This is a genomic window from Streptomyces cavernae (assembly GCF_004023625.1).
In the GTDB taxonomy this organism is placed as follows: Bacteria; Actinomycetota; Actinomycetes; order Streptomycetales; family Streptomycetaceae; genus Streptomyces; species Streptomyces cavernae.
This window is the reverse complement of record NZ_RPDJ01000034.1, coordinates 1-14575: the sequence shown is the minus strand read 5'-3', so window position 1 is coordinate 14575 and position 14575 is coordinate 1. Positions and strand designations below refer to the sequence as shown.

General features: G+C 70.7%; 11 protein-coding genes. All 11 read right to left on the bottom strand.

Annotated features, from left to right (window positions below):
- Nucleotides 1-8: 8 nt before the first annotated feature.
- Nucleotides 9-1193: a serine hydrolase domain-containing protein gene (locus EF387_RS35765; protein WP_128380773.1), complete on the bottom strand. Its 1185-nt coding sequence runs from the start codon at nt 1191-1193 to the stop codon at nt 9-11.
- Between the two features lie 135 nt (nt 1194-1328).
- Nucleotides 1329-2000, bottom strand: a complete 672-nt coding sequence (locus tag EF387_RS35760) for a response regulator (protein ID WP_128380772.1) — start codon at nt 1998-2000, stop codon at nt 1329-1331.
- Complete coding sequence (locus EF387_RS35755) at nt 1997-3142, bottom strand: sensor histidine kinase (protein WP_128380771.1); 1146 nt, start codon at nt 3140-3142, stop codon at nt 1997-1999. The genes EF387_RS35760 and EF387_RS35755 overlap by 4 nt, the downstream gene beginning before the upstream one ends.
- A 181-nt stretch (nt 3143-3323) precedes the next feature.
- Nucleotides 3324-4607 carry a thymidine phosphorylase gene (locus EF387_RS35750; protein WP_128380770.1) on the bottom strand — a complete coding sequence of 428 codons (1284 nt, stop codon included), beginning with the start codon at nt 4605-4607 and terminating at the stop codon, nt 3324-3326.
- 107 nt (nt 4608-4714) lie between these two features.
- Nucleotides 4715-5140, bottom strand: a complete 426-nt coding sequence (locus EF387_RS48755; RefSeq protein ID WP_274388972.1) for a cytidine deaminase — start codon at nt 5138-5140, stop codon at nt 4715-4717.
- A complete protein-coding gene (locus EF387_RS48750) occupies nt 5137-6399 on the bottom strand; it encodes an ABC transporter permease (RefSeq protein ID WP_128380768.1) in 1263 nt (420 codons plus the stop codon). Before EF387_RS48750 ends, EF387_RS48755 begins: the two co-directional genes overlap by 4 nt.
- A complete protein-coding gene (locus tag EF387_RS35735; RefSeq protein WP_128380767.1) occupies nt 6396-7523 on the bottom strand; it encodes an ABC transporter permease in 1128 nt (375 codons plus the stop codon). The genes EF387_RS48750 and EF387_RS35735 overlap by 4 nt, the downstream gene beginning before the upstream one ends.
- Nucleotides 7520-9271 (bottom strand): ABC transporter ATP-binding protein, encoded by a 1752-nt coding sequence (locus EF387_RS35730; RefSeq protein ID WP_128380766.1) that lies wholly within the window; start codon nt 9269-9271, stop codon nt 7520-7522. The genes EF387_RS35735 and EF387_RS35730 overlap by 4 nt, the downstream gene beginning before the upstream one ends.
- A 183-nt stretch (nt 9272-9454) precedes the next feature.
- The gene (locus EF387_RS35725) at nt 9455-10513 is read right to left on the bottom strand and encodes a BMP family lipoprotein (protein WP_128380765.1); all 1059 of its coding nucleotides are present in this window, start codon (nt 10511-10513) and stop codon (nt 9455-9457) included.
- A gap of 1248 nt (nt 10514-11761) precedes the next feature.
- Complete coding sequence (locus tag EF387_RS35720) at nt 11762-12850, bottom strand: BMP family lipoprotein (RefSeq protein WP_128380764.1); 1089 nt, start codon at nt 12848-12850, stop codon at nt 11762-11764.
- Between the two features lie 211 nt (nt 12851-13061).
- A complete protein-coding gene (locus EF387_RS35715; RefSeq protein WP_128380878.1) occupies nt 13062-14282 on the bottom strand; it encodes a M20 family metallopeptidase in 1221 nt (406 codons plus the stop codon).
- Nucleotides 14283-14575 lie beyond the last annotated feature (293 nt).

Genomic DNA, 14575 nt, shown 5'->3' with positions numbered 1-14575 from the left:
GGCAGGACTCACTTCTTCAGTGCCGCGAGGACGATCGGGAGGTTGCGCGGGTTGCCGTTCTTCGACTTGGCGTTCGTCGAATTGACCGAGTAGACCAGGGTGCGGTCGATGCGCCCCTCGGCGTCGAGCGTCGCTCCGATTCCGCTCGCGTAGCCGTAGCGTTCGCCGGACTTGCCGTAGCCCACGGTGCCGTCGGGGAGGACCGAGCGGGTCAGGCCCATGGTGTACGAAGCGGGGTCGGTGCTGCCGTACATGGTGATGCGCTGCGGGACTTCGAGCATGTGCCGCAACTGGGCACGGGGGACGATCCGGCCGCTGAACAGCGCCGTGGTGAAGCGTTCCAGGTCGGCGGCGGTGGAGATGATGTCGCCGGCCGCCCAGCCCGCGGAGACGTTCCACTCCGTGACGTCGACCAGGCCCGAATCGGTGCGCTGGTAGCCGCGGTTGTGCGGACCGGCGATCCGCGGGTCCGCACCGGGGTAGGAGGTGTGGCGCAGCCGGAGCGGGTCCAGGATGCGGCGCTGGACCTGGTCCTCGTAGGAGCAGCCGGTCACCTTCTCGATCAGCAGACCGAGCACCGTGTAGTTGATGTTGAGGTAGTGCTGTGCGGTGCCCGGGTCGAACTCGAGCCTCTTCGCCGTGGACGACGCGACCAGCTCCAGCGGAGTGGTGCTGTCGAAGCGGGCGGCGTACTGGGCCGCGAAGCTGTCGCCGGGGCCGTCGGCGGGCTGAAGTCCGCTGGTGTGATTGAGGAGTCGGGCGACGGTGATCGGCGGGTAGTGGGACGGGAACAGGTCCGGGAGGTGGTCCTGCACGGGGGAGTTCAGGTCCAGTCTCCGCTCGGCGACGAGCTGGAGTACGACGGCCGCCGTGAAGACCTTCGTGATGCTGCCCGCGCGGAACCGGCCGTCCGCGAGGGCCGCGCGGCCGGAGGTGATGTCGCGGACGCCCGCGACCCCGTGCCAGGTGCCGTCCGTGCCGCCCACGCGGATGACCGCGGCGGTGGCGTCGTCGGCGGGCAGGCCGGCGATGGTCTGCCGCAGGGCGGCCTCGTCCAGGGTGGACGCGGGAGCCGTCACGGCCGGTGCGGTGCGCGCCGCGGCCGGGGCGGCCACGGCGGGGGCGGCTGCCGCTCCGGCCGCCACGGTGAGGACGACGGCGGCGGACAGGGCGGTACGGATGTATGCCTTCAACTCTGCGCTCCAGAAGGTGAGTCGGTCCTGTTGACGACTCCCATCCTGTTGATCAGGGGCATATGACGGATCGCCGGAGCGAGCGATCTCTGCCCGTCCGCTCCTCCCCCGCGCGGGGGAGTACGCCCTGAGACGTCACTGCCCGGCGCTTACCAGCCCGGTTTCGTACGCGCAGATGACCGCCTGGATGCGGTCCCGCAGCCCCAATTTCGCCAGCACATTGCTGACGTGGGTCTTGACGGTGTGTTCGCTGACGACCAGTTCCACGGCGATTTCGGCGTTGGACAGCCCTCGGCCGAGCAGGTGCAGCGTCTCCCGCTCCCGCGCGGTGAGCGCGTCCAGCCGCTCGGAGGGCTCCGGTCCCACGGACCGCTCGCGGGGGCGCCGTACGAAGTCCGCGACCAGCCGGCGGGCCACCGAGGGAGCCAGCAGCGAGTCGCCCGCGGCGACCACCCGTACCGCGTGGACCAGGTCGTCCCGGCGCACGTCCTTGAGCAGGAACCCGCTCGCCCCCGCGTACAGCGCCTCGTGGACGTAGTCGTCGGAGTCGAAGGTGGTCAGCACCAGCGCCCGGCAGTCCGACTCCGTACCGGCGCAGATGACCCGGGTCGCCTCGATGCCGTCCATCAGGGGCATCCGGATGTCCAGCAGAGCCACGTCGGGGTCGTGGCGGCGCACCGCCTCCACCGCCGCCGCGCCGTCCCCGGCCTCGGCGACCACCTCGATGTCCGGCTGCGCGTCCAGGATCATCACGAAGCCGCTGCGCACCAGCTCCTGGTCGTCGGCCACCACCACACGGATCGTCAACGTCCCACTCCCAGACTCACGAAGACCTCGAAACCCTTGCCGCCGGGGCCGGGCCCGATGCGGGCCGTGCCGCCGTGCGCGGCCGCGCGCTCCCGGATGCCGACCAGGCCGTGACCGTTACCACGGCCGTGACCGTTACCACGGCCGTGGCCGTGGCCGTCCCGGGAAGCCGAGGTGCCCGGCCCCCGGCCGTCGTCGGTCACGGTGATGTCGACCGTGTCGCTGCCGTAGTCGAGCCGTACCGAGACCCGGTCGGCGGCGGCGTGCTTCACCACGTTCGTCAGCGCCTCCTGGACCACCCGGTAGACGGTGGCCTCGATGTCCAGGGGCAGCGACCGTATCGGGCCGCTGGTGTCGTACGAGACCGTCAGCCCGCTGCCCTCGACGCGCTCCAGCAGTGCGGGCAGCGCGGTCACCGAGGGCTGCGGCTCGCGCGGGTCGGCTGCGTCCTCGCGTAACACCCCCAGCATCCGCCGCAGTTGCACCATGGCCTCCCGCCCGGTCCCCGCGATGGCGTCGAACGCCGCCTCGGCCCGCTCCGGCGCCGCCCGTACGGCCACCGGTCCGGCCTCGGCCTGGACCACCATCAGGGCGACCGAGTGCGACAGCACGTCGTGCATCTCCCGGGCGATGCGGGCCCGTTCACGGACCACGGCCTGCTCGGCCGCCCTGCGCTCGGCCTCCGCGGCGAACGCCTGCCGGGTGCGGGTGAGGGTGCCCAGCGCATACGCCCCGAAGAACGTGAACAGAGAGAACAGCAGCTCCCTGGCCTGCCCGGTGTTGAACGCCACCGTGACCACGATCGCCGGCACGCCCACCGCGATCACCGCGATGCGCTGCCGCAGCGTGGACAGCATGGCGACGGTGTACACACCCACCAGACCCGCGTACGGCAGCGGCTGGCCCGGGCCGTCCAGCGCGGCCCGGTAGAGCACCTGCAGTCCGGTGATCACGAACAGCACCGTGACCGGCGCCCGTCTGCGCCACACCAGCGGCAGCACGCCCAGGCTGGTCACCGCGTAGGAAATCCAGGTCGCCTCGGGCAGCCGCGGATCGCGCGGTACGACGAACGGCATGGTCACCGCGAGCTGCACCAGCAGGGTGATCCCGACATCGACGGCCAGCGGATGCCAGGACCTCATCCACCGCACCACACCCGCCCCGTGCCCAGGCCGGACCATGCCGGCCCCGCGCCCAGGCCGCACCACACCAGCCTCGTGGCCAGGCCGCACCCCAGGTGCACCGCGCCCAGTTCGCGCCACACGTGCCCCGTCCCCAGGCACCGAACCCCCGTTCCAGCCCGCCCGGCCCGTCACCGCGTGGTCAGTCGATGCGCTCCAGCACGATGGGCCCCGCCGTGAACTCCGTCTCCGCGGCCCCGACATCGTACGCACCTTCGAGCGCCTGCAGGGCGTACTCGAAGCGCTCGGGGGTGTCCGTGTGGAGGGTGAGCAGGGGCTGACCCGCCGTCACCGTGTCGCCCGGCTTCGCGTGCAGTTCGACGCCCGCCCCGGCCTGCACCGGGTCCTCCTTGCGGGCGCGGCCCGCGCCCAGGCGCCAGGCCGCGACCCCGACGTCGTAGGCGTCGAGGCGGGTCAGTACACCTGAGGCCGACGCCGTCACCACGTGCTGTTCGCGGGAAGTGGGCAGGGGTGCGTCCGGGTCGCCGCCCTGCGCGGCGATCATCCGGCGCCAGACGTCCATCGCGGACCCGTTCGCCAGGGCCTCGGCGGGGTCGGCGTCCTTCAAGCCCGCCGCGTCCAGCATCTCCCGGGCCAGGGCGAGGGTCAGCTCCACGACGTCCGCGGGGCCGCCGCCCGCCAGGACCTCCACGGACTCGCGGACCTCCAGCGCGTTGCCCGCGGTCAGGCCCAGGGGGGTGGACATGTCCGTGAGCAGCGCGACCGTCTTCACGCCGTGGTCGGTGCCCAGACCGACCATCGTGGACGCCAGTTCGCGCGCGTCCTCGATCGTCTTCATGAACGCGCCGGTGCCGGCCTTCACGTCCAGGACGAGCGAGCCGGTGCCCTCCGCGATCTTCTTCGACATGATCGAGGAGGCGATCAGCGGGATGGCCTCGACGGTGCCGGTCACGTCCCGCAGGGCGTAGAGCTTCTTGTCTGCGGGGGCCAGGCCGTCGCCCGCCGCGCAGATCACCGCTCCCGTGGTGTCCAGGACGCTCAGCATTTCCTCGTTCGACAGCAGGGCACGCCAGCCGGGGATCGACTCCAGCTTGTCGAGCGTGCCACCGGTGTGGCCGAGTCCCCGGCCGGACAGCTGCGGGACGGCCGCGCCGCAGGCGGCGACCAGCGGGGCCAGCGGCAGGGTGATCTTGTCGCCGACGCCGCCCGTGGAGTGCTTGTCGGCGGTCGGGCGGGACAGCGAGGAGAAGTCCATCCGCTCGCCGGAGGCGATCATCGCGGCGGTCCAGCGGGCGATCTCCCGGCGGTTCATCCCGTTGAGCAGGATCGCCATGGCGAGCGCGGACATCTGCTCGTCGGCGACCTCGCCGCGGGTGTACGCGTCGATGACCCAGTCGATCTGCTCGTCGCCGAGTTCGCCGCGGTCCCGCTTGGTGCGGATGACGGAGATGACGTCCATGGAAATCCCTAAGCCCTGGAGAACTGGAGAACTAGAAAAAGAGAAAGGTGTGCGGCCCTCCTGCCCCCCGGCCGGGAGGGCCGCACACGAGTCGTGTCACGTGAGGTGGACGACTACTTGAGGTGGTCGGCGCCGAACGCCTGCGGCAGCATCGCCGACAGCCGCAGGATCCCCTCGGGGGTCTCCAGCAGCAGGTCGGGGCCCCCGAACTCGTGCAGCAGCTGACGGCAGCGCCCGCACGGGACGAGGATCTCGCCGCGCCCGTCCACACAGGTGAAGTGGGTGAGCCGACCGCCGCCCCCGAGCTGCAGCGCGGAGACCAGGCCGCACTCGGCGCACAGCCCGAGCCCGTACGAGGCGTTCTCGACGTTGCAGCCGGAGACCACCCGGCCGTCGTCGACGAGGGCCGCGGCGCCGACCGGGTAGCCCGAGTACGGGACGTACGCGTGGGACATGGCGTCCCGCGCCGTCTCGCGGAGGGCGTCCCAGTCCACGTGCGGGGCGCCCGCCCCGGACGTGGACTCGGAGCCGGAGGTCACTTGCCCTGTCCCTTCCGGTACGGCATGCCGTCCGCCTTCGGCATCCGCAGGCGCTGCGCCGACAGCGACAGCACCAGCAGCGTGACGACGTACGGGGTGGCGGTGACGACCTGGTTGGGGACCTCGTCGGTGGCGAAGAACCACACGAACATCAGCGCGGAGACGGCGCCGGTGATGATGGCCGGCACGATCCGCTTCTTCCACAGCAGGTACAGCGCGCCGACCACCAGCAGGATCGCGATGAGCAGCAGAAGCGCGTGGACGTTGGTGCCGCCGCCGCGCAGCTTGAGGCTGTCGGTGTAGCCGAAGAGGCCGGCGCCCAGGGCGAGTCCGCCGGGCATCCAGTTGCCGAAGATCATCGCGGCGAGACCGATGTAGCCGCGGCCACCGGTCTGGCCCTCCAGGTAGATGTTGGAGGCCACGATCGACAGGAACGCGCCGCCGAGGCCCGCGAGTCCGCCGGAGACGACCACGGCGATGTACTTGTACTTGTAGACGTTGACGCCGAGGGACTCGGCGGCGACCGGGTTCTCGCCGCAGGAGCGCAGGCGCAGTCCGAAGGAGGTGCGCCACAGCACCCACCAGCTGGCCGGGACCAGGGCGACGGCGACCACCGTGAGCGGCGACAGGTCGGTGATCAGACCGCCGACCAGGCCCGCGATGTCGGAGACGAGGAACCAGTGCTTCTGGTTGAGGGTCTCCAGCCAGCCGGACAGTCCGGGCACGTCGAACGTGCCGAGGGAGTCGATCGGCGGGGACTGCTTGGAGGTGCCGCCCTCGGCGTTCTCGAAGGTGAACGTCGAGAGGTAGCGGGTGGCGCCGAGCGCCAGGATGTTGATCGCCACACCGGAGACGATGTGGTTGACGTTGAAGGTGACGGTGACGATCGCGTGCACCAGTCCGCCGAGCGCTCCGCCGATGATGCCGAAGGCGACACCGGTCCACGGGCCCCACTGGTAGCCGGCCCAGGCGCCGAACCAGGTGCCGAGGATCATCATGCCCTCGAGGCCGATGTTCACGACGCCCGCGCGCTCGGCCCACAGACCGCCGAGCCCGGCGAGGCCGATCGGCACGGCGAGCCGGAGCGCGGTGGACATCTGTCCGGTGGAGGTGATGCCGTCCGCGTCGGTGATCAGCCGGACGACGGAGGTGAGGACCAGTACGCCCGCGATGATCAGCAGGACGACGGGGAGGGAGACGCGGCGGCGGCCCGGGGCGGGCTTCGGCGCCGTGGGCTTGGCGACGGTCGTGGTGCTCATCGGGCCGCCACCTCCTTCTCGGTGTGGTTGTCGTCGTTGGTGGCGGCAGCGGCGGCGGCCAGTTCCTCGCCGACCCGGTGCTGCTGGCGGCGCAGGCCCCAGACGCGGACGGCCTCGTAGGAGACTACGACCGCGAGCACGATCAGGCCCTGCATGATCACTGCGATCTCCTTGTCGTACCCCACGTAGTCGAGGGCCGGGGAGGCCTTGTCGAGGAAGGCGATCAGCAGGGCGGCGAAGGCGATGCCGACCGGGTTGTTGCGGCCGAGCAGGGCGATGGTGATGCCGGTGAAGCCGAGGCCGGTCGGGAAGGACAGGCTGTAGGTGTGGGCGTCGCCGAGCAGGATCGGCATGCCCGCGAGACCCGCGACACCGCCGGAGATCAGCATCGCGGTGAGGACCATCCGCTTGGCGTCCACTCCGGAGGCCGCGGCGGCGGTCTCGGAGGCGCCGGTGGCGCGCAGGTCGAAGCCGAACCGGGTGCGGTTGAGGACCAGCCAGTACAGCACGCCCATGAGGACGGCGATCAGGGTGAAGCCGTAGATCTCGCCCGCGGCGCCCATGTCGATGCCGGGGAACCAGCCGGACTTCTTCATCTCGCCGGTGGTCTGGTTGTTGCCGAGCGGCACACCCCAGACGGAGGTGAGGGTGAGGTAGCCGATGAGGCTGGTGGCGATCGCGTTGAGCATGATCGTGGCGACGACCTCGCTCACCCCGCGGGTGACCTTGAGGACGCCCGCGATACCGGCCCAGAACGCACCGGTGAGCATGGCGACCAGCATCAGGAACGGAATCTGCAGGACGGCCGGGAGGTCGACGTGCGCGCCGACCACCGCGGTCATCATCGCGGCGAGGCGGTACTGGCCGTCGACGCCGATGTTGAACAGGTTCATCCGGAAGCCGACTGCCACCGCGAGGGCGGCCAGGTAGTACATCCCGGCCTGGTTGATGATCAGCACCTGAATGTCGGAGAACGTCGCCTGCTCGAACATCAGGCTGTACGGCTCGATCGGGCTCTTGCCCGAGGCGATCAGCACGACCGAGGTCAGCGCCACCGCCGCGATGAGCGCGATGACGGGTCCCGCCACCGCGAGGAGCACCCGCTCCCTGTCGAACTTTTTCATCGGGCCTCGTCCTCCGGGGCGGCTTCTTCCGCGTCTTCGGCGTCTTCAGCGTCTGCAGCGTCTTCGGCGGGCTCCTGCTCGACGTGCTCGAGGTGCCCGGTGGCGGCACCGGTCATGGCGGAGCCCAGCTCCTCCGGAGTGACGGCGGCCGGGTCGGCGTCCGCGACGAGCCGGCCGTTGTATATCACGCGGAGGGTGTCGGACAGGCCTATGAGCTCGTCCAGGTCGGCGGAGATCAGCAGGACGGCCAGGCCCTCGCGACGGGCGTCGCGGATGTGATCCCAGATCGCGGCCTGTGCGCCGACGTCCACACCGCGGGTGGGGTGGGCGGCGATCAGGAACTTCGGCCGGTGGCTCATCTCGCGGCCGACGATCAGCTTCTGCTGGTTGCCGCCGGAGAGCGAGGCGGCGGTGACGTCGATGCCGGGGGTGCGGACGTCGTACTCCTCGACGATCCGCCGGGTGTCGGCCTGCGCGCCCGCGGGGTCGAGCCAGAACGCCCGCTTGCCCTTGGTGTTGGGCTTCTCGGTGACATGGCCGAGGATCCGGTTCTCCCACAGCGGGGCCTCGAGGAGGAGGCCGTGGCGGTGGCGGTCCTCGGGGATGTAGCCGATGCCCTGCTCGCGGCGTTTTCGGGTCTGCCAGGCGGTGATGTCCTCGCCGAGGAAGGCGATGGAGCCGGCGTCGGCGTTCTTCAGGCCGATGAGCGCGTCGATCAACTCGGTCTGGCCGTTGCCCTCGACACCGGCGATGCCCATCACTTCACCGGCGTGGATGGTGAAGGTGACGTCGTCGAGGACGCGCCGCACCTGTCCGCCCACGGACCCCTCGGCGACCGGACCGCCGCCGGTGATGCCTCCGGCCGCGCCGCCCGCCGGGTCGGCGACCTCGGCGGGCGCACCGAGCTCGCCCAGGGAGGCACCGCTCGCGTAGACGGTGAGGCCCTTGACCTCGATGACGGGCTTGTCGGTGACGGTGGACTCGGCGGTCTCCGGGGTGGGCAGTTCGCTGCCGACCATCAGTTCGGCGAGCTGACGGGGGGTGGTCTCGGCGGGGACGGCCGTGCCGACCGTGGTGCCGCGGCGGATGACCGTGATCTCGTCGGCGACCGACAGCACCTCGCCCAGCTTGTGCGAGATGAAGATGACGGCGAGGCCCTCGGCCTTCAGCTCGCGCAGGTTGGCGAAGAGGGCGTCGACCTCCTGCGGGACGAGCACCGCGGTGGGCTCGTCGAGGATCAGGATGGTCGCGCCTCGGTAGAGGACCTTGAGGATCTCCACACGCTGCCGGTCGGCCACGCCGAGGTCCTCGACGAGGGCGTCGGGGCGCACACCGAGCCCGTACCGGTCGGAGATCTCCTTGATCTTCCTGCGGGCCGCGCCGCCGATGCCGTGCAGCTTCTCGCTGCCGAGGACGACGTTCTCCAGGACGGTGAGGTTGTCCGCGAGCATGAAGTGCTGGTGCACCATGCCGATGCCGCGGGCGATGGCGTCGGCGGGGCTGTGGAAGGACACGGGCTCGCCGTCGACCGCGATGGTGCCCTCGTCCGGCTTCTGCATGCCGTAGAGGATCTTCATCAGGGTCGACTTGCCGGCGCCGTTCTCGCCGACGAGGGCGTGCACGGTGCCCTTGCGGACGGTCAGATGGATGTCGTGGTTGGCGACCACGCCGGGGAACCGCTTGGTGATCCCCGTCAGCTCCACCGCGGTGGACTGAGCGGTGGGCGGAGGGCTGCTGGACGCGTCGATGGCGCACTCTCCTTGGAAAAGGGGCCAACCTACGCGCGTAGCGCCCCTGCTTCAACTGCTGGTGCGGAGGTGAGGTTTTCTTCTTGACACTCCGCCGCGCGAACGGGGCGCGCGGAGGCCATCCTCCCCACACCCCGTTTTCGCGACCGTAACGCTGCCATTACAACGTCAACATGGCCATGCTCAGGACGTCTTGACCTTGATCGTGCCGTTCTCGATACCCTCCGTGGCAGTCTTCAGGGCTTCCTGGAGCTTCGTGTTGTCCTTGAACACCGGGTTGGAGTCCGCGAGGCCCACGCCGCCCGTCTTCAGGGAGGCGCGCACCACGCCGGTCGCAGGCTTGCCCTCCTGGACCGACTTGGCGAGGTTGTACACCGCGCCCGCCACGTCCTTCAGCGCCGAGGTCAGGATGTACTGCTTGTACGCCTTCAGCGCGTCCTGGTTGTACTGGTCGGAGTCCACGCCGATGGCCCACTTCTTGGCGGTGGCCGCGGCCTCGATCACGCCCTGACCCGACAGGCCCGCGGCGTGGTACACCACGTCGGCACCGTCCTCGATCTGGCCCTGGGCGGCCGTCTTGCCCTTGTCGGGGCTGGAGAAGCCGCCGTCCTCGGCCTTCTCGGTGAGGAACTGCGAGAGGACCTTCACCTTGGGGTTGGTGTCCGCCACACCCTGCTTGAAGCCCGCCTCGAACTTGTGGATGAGCGGGACGTCCACGCCGCCGATGAAGCCGACGGTCTTGGACTTGGTGGTCAGCGCCGCGGTGACGCCCGCGAGGTAGGACGCCTCCTCCTCGTGGAAGACGAGGTCGGCGACGTTCTTCTCCTGGACCGTCTCGTCGTCGACGATGCCGAAGGTGACGTTCGGGAAGGTCTTGGAGGCTTCCTTGACGGCGGGCGCGTAGGCGTAGCCGACGCCGATCACCGGGTTGTAGCCGGCCTTGGCGAGCTGCCCGAGGCGCTGCACCTTGTCCGCGTCGGACTCGCCGTCGCTGGGCTCGACCGCCTTCTGGCCGTAGCCGAACTCCTTGGCGGCCTTCTCCATGCCGGCGGTGGCGGCATCGTTGAAGGACTGGTCGCCCTTTCCGCCGACGTCGTACGCGAGGGCGACACCCTTGCTGCTCTTGCCGTCGCCACCGCCGCCGCCGGCGGCCTCGGACGACGTGCCGCCACAGGCGGTGAGGGAGGCGGCAAGGGTAGCGGTCGCAACGGTCGCAACCGCGATACGGGAGACCCGGCGCATGGAACAATGACTCCTTTGTGCAAGCGCCTGATCGAGGCGCACGTTCCGGCGCAGCGTAACGCGCGTAGACCTGTGGGAAAAACCCTTCTGTCCGGTCCGTTACCGACCTGTGGCCGGTGTTACCGACCAGTTCACCGCCCCCACTCACACACGCGCACGCCCCTTCCGAGCGGCAAAGGGCGCACGACCTGCGAAGGCGCCCGGGGGCGGGGCCGGGAGGGCCGGGAGCAGGCCGGAGGGGTGGGGGCCGGGTGTTCCGGAGGGGCGGGGGGTCCCGCTGTTCGGAGGGGCGCAGCCGGGAGGGGCGGTGGCCGGGCAGGGGCGGGAACCGGGAGGGGCGGGAACCGGGCGGGAGCCGGGAACCACGGAGGAGCCCGGAGGGGCGGCGGCCCAGGTCCCCCGGAAAGCCGGGAGCCCGGAGACCCGGGAGCCCGGAGACCAGGGAGCCCGGAGAGCCGGAGACCCAGCGGTCACGAGGGCGGGGCCGGGACGACCGGAGCCCGAAGGCGGGGGCAGCCCGGAGAGGCGGATGCCCAGGTGCCCCAGAGAGCCGGGAGCCCGGAGAGCCGGGGGCCGGGAAGCCCGGAGGCCCGGGACCGGGAAGCCCGGAGAGCCGGAAGCCCAGAGGGCCGGAAGCCCCGGAGACCCGCAGGTGGGAGCACGGAGGGGCTGCCTTCCGGAAGCCTGGTGCCCCGGGAGCCTGAGCCCGGAGGCCGGAGGCCCGTCCGGGCTGTGGCCTGGTGCCGGCTCCGGTATTGCGCGGGTTGGGTGGTCATGTCGGGGTGTGCCCCCGCGGGGGCACACCTGCGTCGCGGTCCGACTGGGCAGCGCCGGGCTGGTTCGGGCGTCGGCCCCGTGGGGCTTCGGCCCTGAGGGGCCGCGGCAGCGGCCCCGTCAGGACCTGCGTGCTACGCACGGGGCGTCGGTCCCGTCGGGCGGGGTGCCTGGCCCGTAGAAACACCGGCTCGTCAGAGCCACCCGGCCCATCAGAGCAACCGGCCCCTCGGGCAGACCCAACCCATCAGAGCAACCGGCCCCTCGGGCAGACCCAACCCATCAGAGCAACCGGGCCCCCGGGCCACCCGACCCATCAGAGCAACCGGGCCCCCGGGCCACCCGACCCATCAGAGCAACCGGGCCCCCGGGCCACCCGGACGGGCCGTCGAACAACCGCCCCGGGCCGTCGGTACAACCCGCCCCGGGCCACCCAGGCCCGACGGACAGGGGCCCGGTGACGGGCCCCGCCGGCTACTCCGTCTTGACCGTGACCTTGCCGCTGACGATGTCTTCCTTGGCCTTCTCCACGGCGTCCACGACGTCGGTCATGGCCTTGTACTTCGGGTTGGAGTCGGCGAAGCCCACGCCGCCGGACTTCAGGTCGCCGCGCTGCTCGCCGGTGAGCGGCTTGCCCTCGACGACCGACTTGGTCAGGTTGTAGACCGCGCCGCCGACGTCCTTGAGCGCCGAGCCGAGGATCCAGTCCTTGTACTTGGCCAGCGCCTTCTGCTTGTACTGGTCGGAGTCGACGCCGATCGCCCAGACCTTCTTGGCGCCGGCCTCCTGGATCACGCCCTGACCGGACAGGCCCGCCGCGTGGTAGATGACGTCCGCGCCGGCCTCGATCTGGCCGCTCGCGGCCTCCTTGCCCATGCTCGGGCTGGAGAAGCCACCGTCCTCGGGCTTCTCGGTGAGGTAGCGCTTCTCGATCTTGATCTTGGGGTCGACGGACTGGGCACCCTGGACGAAGCCCGCCTCGAACTTGTGGATGAGCGGGATGTCCACGCCACCGATGAAGCCGACGTGCTTCGCCTTGGAGGCCTTCGCCGCGGCGACACCGGCGAGGTAGGAGGCCTGCTCCTCGGCGAAGACCATGTCGGCCACGTTGGGAGCCTGGACCTGGTTGTCGTCGATGACACCGAACGTGATCTTCGGGTACTTCGGGGCGACTTCCTTGACGGCGGGGGCGTAGATGAAGCCGACGCCGATGATCGGGTTGTAGCCGGCCCTGGCGAGCTGCTCCAGTCGCTGCACCTTGTCCGCTTCGGACTCGCCGTCGCTGGGCTCGAGGTCCTGGCCGCCGATCTTGAATTCCTTGGTGGCCTTCTCGAAGCCGGTGTAGGCGGCGTCGTTGAAGGACTGGTCGCCACGGCCGCCGATGTCGTAGGCGAGGCCGATGCCCTTGCCCGAGTAGGCGCCGGAGGAGGACGAGGACCCCGCGGTGGCGTCGTCCTGCGCCGACTCGCTGCTGGTCTTGCCGCACCCGGCGGCGGCGAGGACGACCACCGTCGCGGCGACAGCCGCTTGGGTGAGCCTGAATCTCCGAGATATGCGACGCACGAGAGTTCCCCTTACACAATCCCCAGAGCGCCGTTGCCGACGCCGACTGCAGCGGACAGTAACGCGCGTAGACGTCGAGGGGAACGGGGTTGCTCCCGGACGTTATCGATTCGTGCCGACCTCGAGTTACGAACCGCTGCCGACGGTTACGGCGCGGTGAAGCGGTACGGCAAAAGGGCCGGAAACCGGCCTTTTCGCCGCATGACCGGGGTCAGCTCGACAGCGTGTGGAGGAATGCCGTCGCCGTGAAGAGCTCCACGCCCACCGTGATCGCCGTCTCGTCGACGTCGAAGTCGCCCTGGTGCAGATCCCGGGAGACATGGTCTCCGGGGTCACGGACGCCGAGGCGGGCCATGGCGCCGGGGACGTGCTCCAGGTACCAGGAGAAGTCCTCGCCCCCGAGGCTCTGCTCGGTGTCCTCGATGGCGTCCACCCCGCGGCGGGACGCCATCGCGGCGTACAGCAACTCGGTGACGACCTGGTCGTTCACGACCGGCGGGACCCCGCGGATGTAGTTGATCTGGGACTTGGCCCGGTAGAGGTTGGCGATCTCGTCGATCGCCGCGTGCACCAGGTCGGGAGCGGCCTCCCAGGCGGCGAGGTTCAGGCAGCGCACGGTCCCGGACAGCTCGGCGTGCTGCGGGATGACGTTGGGCGCGTGGCCCGACTCGATACGGCCCCAGGTCACCGAGAGACCGGAGCGCGCGTCGACCCGGCGGGCGACCACCGCGGGCACGTCCGTGACCACGCGCGCCGCGGCGGTGACCAGGTCGGTGGTGAGATGCGGGCGCGCGGTGTGGCCGCCGGGGCCGTCCAGGGTGACCTCGAGGCGGTCGCAGGCGGAGGTGATGGGCCCGTAGCGGAGGCCGATGCGCCCGGCGTCCACCTTGGGGTCGCAGTGCACCCCGACGATCCGCCCGACCCCCTCCATCGCGCCTTCCTTGATGACCTCCGGTGCTCCGCCCGGCAGCACTTCCTCGGCGGGCTGGAAGATCAGCCGTACGGCGTTCGGCAACAGGCCCTGGCGGTGCAGGTCGGCGAGGACCAGGCCGGCGCCGAGCACGACGGTGGTGTGCACGTCGTGGCCGCAGGCGTGGGCACGGTCGGGCACGGTGGAGCGGTAGGCGCAGCCGATCTTGGTGTCCGGGATGGGCAGCGCGTCGATGTCGGCGCGCAGCGCGAGCATGGGGCGGTCCGGGTCCGGTTCGCCGATGTCGCAGATGAGTCCGGTGCCGATGTCGAGCACGCGGGGGGCCAGACCGGCCCGCTCGAGGCGGCCCTTGATCGCCGCGGTGGTGCGGAACTCCTGGTTGCCGAGTTCGGGGTGCATGTGCAGGTCGCGGCGGAACGCGATGAGCTCGGCGCGCAGTGCCTCCGGCAGGGCGCCGGGGAGCTCATCCCCGGGGAGGTCGGCCTCGGACTTTCGGGACATCAGCTTGTTCACCCTTTGAAGGGTAGGACGACAGACGGCTCGCTTGACCCACGATCAACAAAAGTTCAGCCCGTCAGACGAAGAAAAACGGCGGCACGCCGCATGAAGATCGGCACGAGTGGGTAAACTCGCCCGCCCTTCGGACTGACGGGAATCCGGAAGAACCGGTGGTGAACGTGGGCCCGGACTCCACGGATACCACGGAGGCCGGGCCTTATGCGGATCAGTTCATCTGTCGGGACGCGGGGGGCGGCCGACGCGGTGCGGGGGCGCGGCGGGGGGGCGGCACGTGG

Coding starts and splice junctions, on each gene's coding strand:
- EF387_RS35755 (WP_128380771.1), bottom strand. CDS start 3,142: ATGAGGTCCTGGCATCCGCTGGCCGTCGATGTCGGGATCACCCTGCTG.
- EF387_RS48750 (WP_128380768.1), bottom strand. CDS start 6,399: ATGAGCACCACGACCGTCGCCAAGCCCACGGCGCCGAAGCCCGCCCCG.
- EF387_RS35735 (WP_128380767.1), bottom strand. CDS start 7,523: ATGAAAAAGTTCGACAGGGAGCGGGTGCTCCTCGCGGTGGCGGGACCC.
- EF387_RS35725 (WP_128380765.1), bottom strand. CDS start 10,513: ATGCGCCGGGTCTCCCGTATCGCGGTTGCGACCGTTGCGACCGCTACC.
- EF387_RS35715 (WP_128380878.1), bottom strand. CDS start 14,282: ATGTCCCGAAAGTCCGAGGCCGACCTCCCCGGGGATGAGCTCCCCGGC.